The 6,099-nt window shown below is 34.7% G+C and carries 3 protein-coding genes; all 3 read right to left on the bottom strand.

What is annotated here, in order from left to right; genetic code table 11:
• Positions 1–1,079 precede the first annotated feature (1,079 nt).
• On the bottom strand, positions 1,080–2,468 hold the full coding sequence (locus H7995_RS27855; RefSeq protein WP_153430126.1) for a hypothetical protein: 1,389 nt from the start codon (positions 2,466–2,468) through the stop codon (positions 1,080–1,082).
• 74 nt (positions 2,469–2,542) lie between these two features.
• The gene (locus H7995_RS27860; RefSeq protein WP_153330974.1) at positions 2,543–4,000 is read right to left on the bottom strand and encodes a hypothetical protein; all 1,458 of its coding nucleotides are present in this window, start codon (positions 3,998–4,000) and stop codon (positions 2,543–2,545) included.
• 435 nt (positions 4,001–4,435) lie between these two features.
• Positions 4,436–6,034 carry a recombinase family protein gene (locus H7995_RS27865; protein ID WP_185819305.1) on the bottom strand — a complete coding sequence of 533 codons (1,599 nt, stop codon included), beginning with the start codon at positions 6,032–6,034 and terminating at the stop codon, positions 4,436–4,438.
• Between the last annotated feature and the right edge of the window lie 65 nt (positions 6,035–6,099).

A 6,099-nucleotide genomic window follows, 5' to 3' on the forward strand; every position in this document is an offset into this window, starting at 1 on the left:
GCAATGATAGGATCGATTCGTATAAAAGGTATTTAGTAAAAACCCGAAAAATCTCGGTTGCCAGTATCACGCTACAAGACACTGGATTTGAGGCGAGCATCAGCTTGAAATACGTGAAAAATCCTTGGCGAAATGATATCGTTTTGCTATGCGGTTAAGGAGCTTTTGCTAATGAAAAAATGGATATATGAGAAATCGCTGGCAATATTCTTGGGGGCATTTGCTCTTTATATACTGATTTGGTGCACTGTCTCATATATAGGCGTTCAGGTAACATACGTCCTTGGGCCTATAATACTGATATTCGGTCTGATTGCTTACTTTGCTGCTCCATCTGAAAATTTAACTGATAAGGAATAGTCGATGAAGATTTTAAAGTTTCTTTCACTTGGTTCGCTATTGATAATCGCTATAAATTTTGGCCTTGCACTATACTCTTCAATGAACGGAAACTATGATGTTGGCTATGTGCATCGTATGGTTTCTTTCATTTTTATATTCGTAATTTCTACCGTTCTATGGTTGATTGTTTCTGTGTTCAAGAAATTTAAAGCAAGAGAAAATAGAAATTAATGTAAGGCTTTATTGGTTATTACGCTTAAAGCAAGAACTCACGCCTTTACAGGCGTCAAAGGTGAGATTGTTAAAGTTATCTTGAATAGACTTCTACAATCTCATTACAAGAGCCATTTTGAAATTTGAATTTATGTGCTTCTGTAATTAGATGGTTGTCAGAGGTGCGAGCAGATTTAAAATATGTTTTTGAAACACAGTTGGAAAAGTTAATATTTTCTTGTCTTTGTTGTTCCTTGGCTCTTTCAATTTTGTTGTATTCAGCGACTGCTTTCTCATGTGCAGTTTTTGAAAATGCGTTTGGATTGACATAAAGAACAAATACAAAGAGACAAAAAGCAATAAAACAAATGTCGCAGAATTTACAGTATCCCATAATCAGGTTTTTGTTATACCTAATATTTTACATTTTTCTTTTGATTTTGATTTTGATTTTTGAAGCAGAAAGAAGAAAAAAACCTATTCATATTAGTAGTAGACCAAAAAGTGCAAATCCATAAGAGCCTTCAAATGAGGCTCGATTTTTTTCTGTTGTAGTATGTTCTGCGACTTATACCCAGAGCAAGCCAAGGCTCTGATTTGGCTTCGCCAGTCTGCGGCTTCATCCCACTGTCTAATCTTTTTTGTGCTCTTCTTGAATTCTTTTCAGATGTGCTGATAATCGTTTTTAGCTTCTTCTGCTCTTCATCAGTGATTTGAAAAATATCAATTAGCGTTTGATTTTTTGGCGTGTATAGATTTGAAAGTTTGAAATATTCATCGTTTTGCTTTACGACTTTCTTGTATCCGTCATTGTGTTTTTTAACTTTATTTTCAAGTGTTGAAAGTTCATCGAATGACCACTCGTTTTTTTTGAAATTCAATTTTTCAGCGATTTCATAAGCATCACTTTCAAAGTCTACAAAGTTAGTAGAGCCACATAGTGCCTTGAAATTTAGAAGCCAGAACAAGAATGACATACGAGAATTTTCGACATTGTTATTTCTAATTTCAATCAATTTCTTCAAATCGTCATATCTCGCTTTCGCTAAAATCGGCCCGCTCAAAGTCTTTTTGGGAGCTTTTGATGAGTCTCTTTTGACAAGCAAAAGCTTTTGTTTTAATGGCTTTTCTTGATTTACAGTTTCATCAGCAACGACTTTTTTAGATCTCGATTTGAGCGGCTTCGCTGGCTCTGGTGTATAGAAATGACTGAATGCCTCAAACAAATCTTGTGCAGATTTTCTTTCATCATTGAAATAAATAACTTCGCATTTCTTCCCGGTTTTTGAATTTATAGAACCTGGCAATCTTAGGACTCTTGAAGCATCAAGCGCTTTTGAGTCAGCGCCAAGAAACTGAAAAAGCTGATTTATTGCTTTTTGTGCGATTTTATATTTATCAAGAGTGAATTCATATTTATTGCATTTTTCAGAAAAAAGCCATTTCAGATAAAAGCCGTTTCCGCTGTAAATCATCAGATTTGGCTCTGGTATCTTATTCTCAAAGCAATAATTCAAGACTTTTTCAATAAAATCTTCTTTCGATATGTCTTTAAATCCAGTGTGATAAATATCTAAATCGCTGTAAAACATTGTTGTGTAAATCAAGTTTTCAAGTTTTCTTGTGAAAGTAAACTGATTTACAGTTGCATAAACATCAACAACATCTTTCAAATCTGTCAATGTTTCTTTGAGTTTTGAAAGTGAACTATTAGATGTTGATGCTTTTTTCTCTTCGTTTGTCTTCTTATCAATATAAGTGAATATCTTGTTTTTTGAAAAGAAATGAATGTATGCGCGTTTTTTCTTATCAGCCTTATCATGATAAAAAAGCGGTTCAAAAATATTTTCAAAATTATGCGGTAGTTTGCTTGATTTTTGAAATTTTGCGGTATAATGGATATGTGAGTTCAATTGTTATAAAGTTTAGTAGTGAATTCATTATAACAATTTAAAAGTAAAATCAAGCCTCGAGAGAGGCTTTTTTGCTATTTAAGTTTCATAAATTTTATACTGCGCAGTTTTTCAGCATTCTTTTCGCTCAAATTCTCAGCATTTTTTTCTATAATGTCATCAGCGATTTGCTTTTCATCATCATCACTGAAACTGTGATACGCTTTTGAAACTTTTTCTCTTTCAGCAAGTTCTTCGAATTCATAAGATTTGAAAAATGTCGCTATATATGAAAATACTGATTCAGCAAACACGTTCATTTTTTTCTTGATATTGTCTAAAACGCTCTGTTTATACTCAATCTTACTATCGAGTATCTTGACGCTCATCTTCTTCGATTCAACGCTGTCAGTCAGTTCAGCATTGCTTTCTGAAAGCGATGTGTTTTCTTTTGTGAGCGTTTCGTTCTGTTCATTTAGCTCTTTGTTCTGTTCTTTTAAGTCATTCAATTGAGCATTGTAAAAGCTGGCTTCTCGTTCGACTTTCGGTTTTTTCGCATCTTCTTCTATCTTTCTCATTCGCTCATTATGTTCTTTTGTCTTATCTAATTTCTTCGCTTCGACATTATATTGCAGAAGCATTTTGTTAGTATGTTGATAGAACAACGTTTGAAAATATTGAGCTTGTAGCTTCTTTGCAGAGTAAGAGCGATTAGAAAAATCGAGCTTTTCAGCATCGGGGTATTCTGCTTTTATTTTGTCGATATTGTCATTGACGAACTGCTTTTGAGCATTGAGTAAGTCATATTTATTAGTGCGTTTATTTTTTGCTTCAACGAAAATATGCGGGTGATTTCCGATTTCGTCACCGTGAAAAACAATCAGTTTTACGGGGTAGTCTGGAAAGTTTATAGAATAGAATGATGCGATTGATAACATCATATCTTCTGCGTCTATCTGAACATTGTTATGCGCAGGTATTTTGAAAAACGCTTCTTGAATGAAGACTTTATTGCGAGCGATGTCAGATTTATTTTCAATCACTTCATTGTGAAGCTGTAAAAACTTTTTGACTGTTTCAGTCTTCTGATTTTTGCGTGCGAATTCGAACTCTGAAAGCTGATTGATCTCTTTTTCAATGTCGAAAATTTCTTTTTCTTCTAAAATTTTCGCAAGAAATATTTTAAGATTGTCGCTATTGTCAGTTAGTGAATTGTGCCACTTGTTTACTTTTGCTTTGTATTTGCTTAAAGCATCAACAGCATCAGACTTCTCATTTTTCGATTTTTGTTCTGCATCAACTTTGTGAATGAACGACTCTTGAATTGTCTTTTTCTGCTCATCTGTGAGTGAGTTAAGTTTGATTATTTGAGAACTGACACTCGACGCCCACACAAGATTTTCATCTGATTTTTCTTCGTCCCACTCTAAAATTTTAGTCGAGATTATTTGATTGGTTTCGTTCGGCGCTATGCGCAGAGAGTGAGCAACAGACTTGAAAAGTTTTGCTTTTCCCATTCTGTCATTTTTGAAATTCAAATGTTTGTAAATCATTGTTACTGCTTTTTTTGTTGTCATATTGTCACCAATTTTTTTGTTTTATGTGTTCCTTCTGTTGATTGATTTTGAAAAAATAATGAGCGGTATAGCGAAATTTTTTCTAAATCAGTGTTAGAAAATGAGTTAAAAATTAGAACGAGAGTGATGATTTTTAATCAGTTTCGTAGCGAGCTTTTCGCTCTTGCTTTTCGCTTTTGCTTCTGTCTCAATGACTAATTGCGAGCGAACCCGAAACCTCATCTTTTGCGTAGCAAAAGTGTGGTGTAGGGTGTAGCGAGTTACTTAAAGCTCTCTAATTTAATAATAGCATTTAGAAGTTCTAAGAATGACAGTAAGCAAAAATATTTGGATATCTGCTTTAAAAGCAAAGCAGAAGAAAAAGCCAGATTTTTAATCTGGCTTTTTGTTGTGCTGAATGCTTTGAGAAAACTATTTTAGATGTGTGTGGTTTCGTGCTGTGTAATCGTTCGCAGTAACGTCAACAGTGTCGATGTGTTTGTCATTGTGATAAATGTCGAGAGTGAAAAATTTCTTTTTCACTGGCGTGATTATCAGTTTAATTTTTTGTGAATGAAGAAAATTATTGATCTTGATTCGACCTTTTTCCGTCATCAATAAATTGTAAATTTCAATGACATTCAAGTCTGATTTCGATGATAGATGCATTGAAATAATTCTTTGATTTAGCTTATGCTCATCAGCTTTGAGCTTGTCTAATTCTTCACTCACTTCGTCAATTCTTTGAGTGATGTATTTGCGTGCGCTGTCAGATGAGCTTTCAAGAATAGCAAAATTATTTGCTAATGCTTTTTCTTTTAGAACTACCAAGCCCTCGATTTCTTGATGCTCTTTTTCAAGCGCTTTGATATCGTCATTTTTCAAAATTATTTTGTCAAATGGAATAAGTGATTGATACGCTAAAAATATTTCTTCAACTCTTGCATATCTGTATCTGATGCTTTTGTTTTCTTTTGCAAACTCGCATTTCGCAACTGATGAAGCATTACAAACTAAATCGACATAAAAGTTTTTCTGTGCGTGAAATCTGAAAGTCGAACCGCATTTACAGAAAACCAAACCTCTTAAAATATTTCTGAACTCTGACGCCTTTCTACCCGCAAGCTTTGGGTCTTGTCTCTCTTTAAGTTTGACGCTAATGCGATGAAATTCAGACTCGCTGATTACAGCAGGATAGTAGTTTTTAATTTCTTTATTAACGATTGTTCTATTGCCTTGCTCGTCATTTTTCATTGAAAGAAACGAGCCATATATAGAATGTTTATGAAGCACTTTGCCAACTGTGCTTTCTGTATATTTCCTTGAATGATTTTCTTTGTTCAGTTCTTGCGCAATTGCTTGAAAACCGAAGTCGAAACACAATTCAGTCATTCGTTTGACTGCGTTTGCGTGTTCATTTAGAACGAATTTATTATCTACAAACGAGATCCAGAACGGGCACCGTTTTGTAACAATCCCCCCATTTTCACCCTTAATCAAATTTCGAGCTTTTGCGTCAGAAATACGTTCGGATTTTGCTTTACTTTCGTCATTTGCTCGTTCAAGAATGTTTTGAATGAGACTAATATCGACACTACTGTCTTTTTTTCTTTTTGAGTAAAGTCGATTGTCGAAAAGTGTGTAAATCGCACAATCTGCCTGAATAATTGAGATGATTAATTCAAGAGCATCATAACCACCGACACGACTGATTCGGTCAAAACTTTCAACAAGCAAAAGGGCGTTAGGAAGAATTTCTTTTGACTTTATGCGTTCGACGAATTTCGCTAATTGTCCAGATTTTAGGTTCTTGCCTTTAAATGCGGATACGCCTAAATCTTCATATCTTTCAATCTGCCGAGCCTGGGGATACTGTTCAAAAAAACGATTGAGCTGTTCAAGCTGTCGAACCTCGCCAAAGCCCAGAGCTTGGGCTTTCGACGAAAAGCGTATGTAGCTGTATACGTTGATCGTTTCGTCGTCTCTGAACACGTCAGAGAAGGCACGAGGCAGTGATTTTTTGATAGTCATAATGCTCTACAAGCCCCGAAAATAAAGGATTGTAGCATTTTATACAAAAAGCGCTTGTCATTGCG

The sequence above is a fragment of the Pseudomonas kielensis genome, from assembly GCF_014236655.1.
GTDB classification, from domain to species: Bacteria; Pseudomonadota; Gammaproteobacteria; order Pseudomonadales; family Pseudomonadaceae; genus Aquipseudomonas; species Aquipseudomonas kielensis.

Coding starts and splice junctions, on each gene's coding strand:
- H7995_RS27865 (WP_185819305.1), bottom strand. CDS start 6,034: ATGACTATCAAAAAATCACTGCCTCGTGCCTTCTCTGACGTGTTCAGA.
- H7995_RS27860 (WP_153330974.1), bottom strand. CDS start 4,000: ATGATTTACAAACATTTGAATTTCAAAAATGACAGAATGGGAAAAGCA.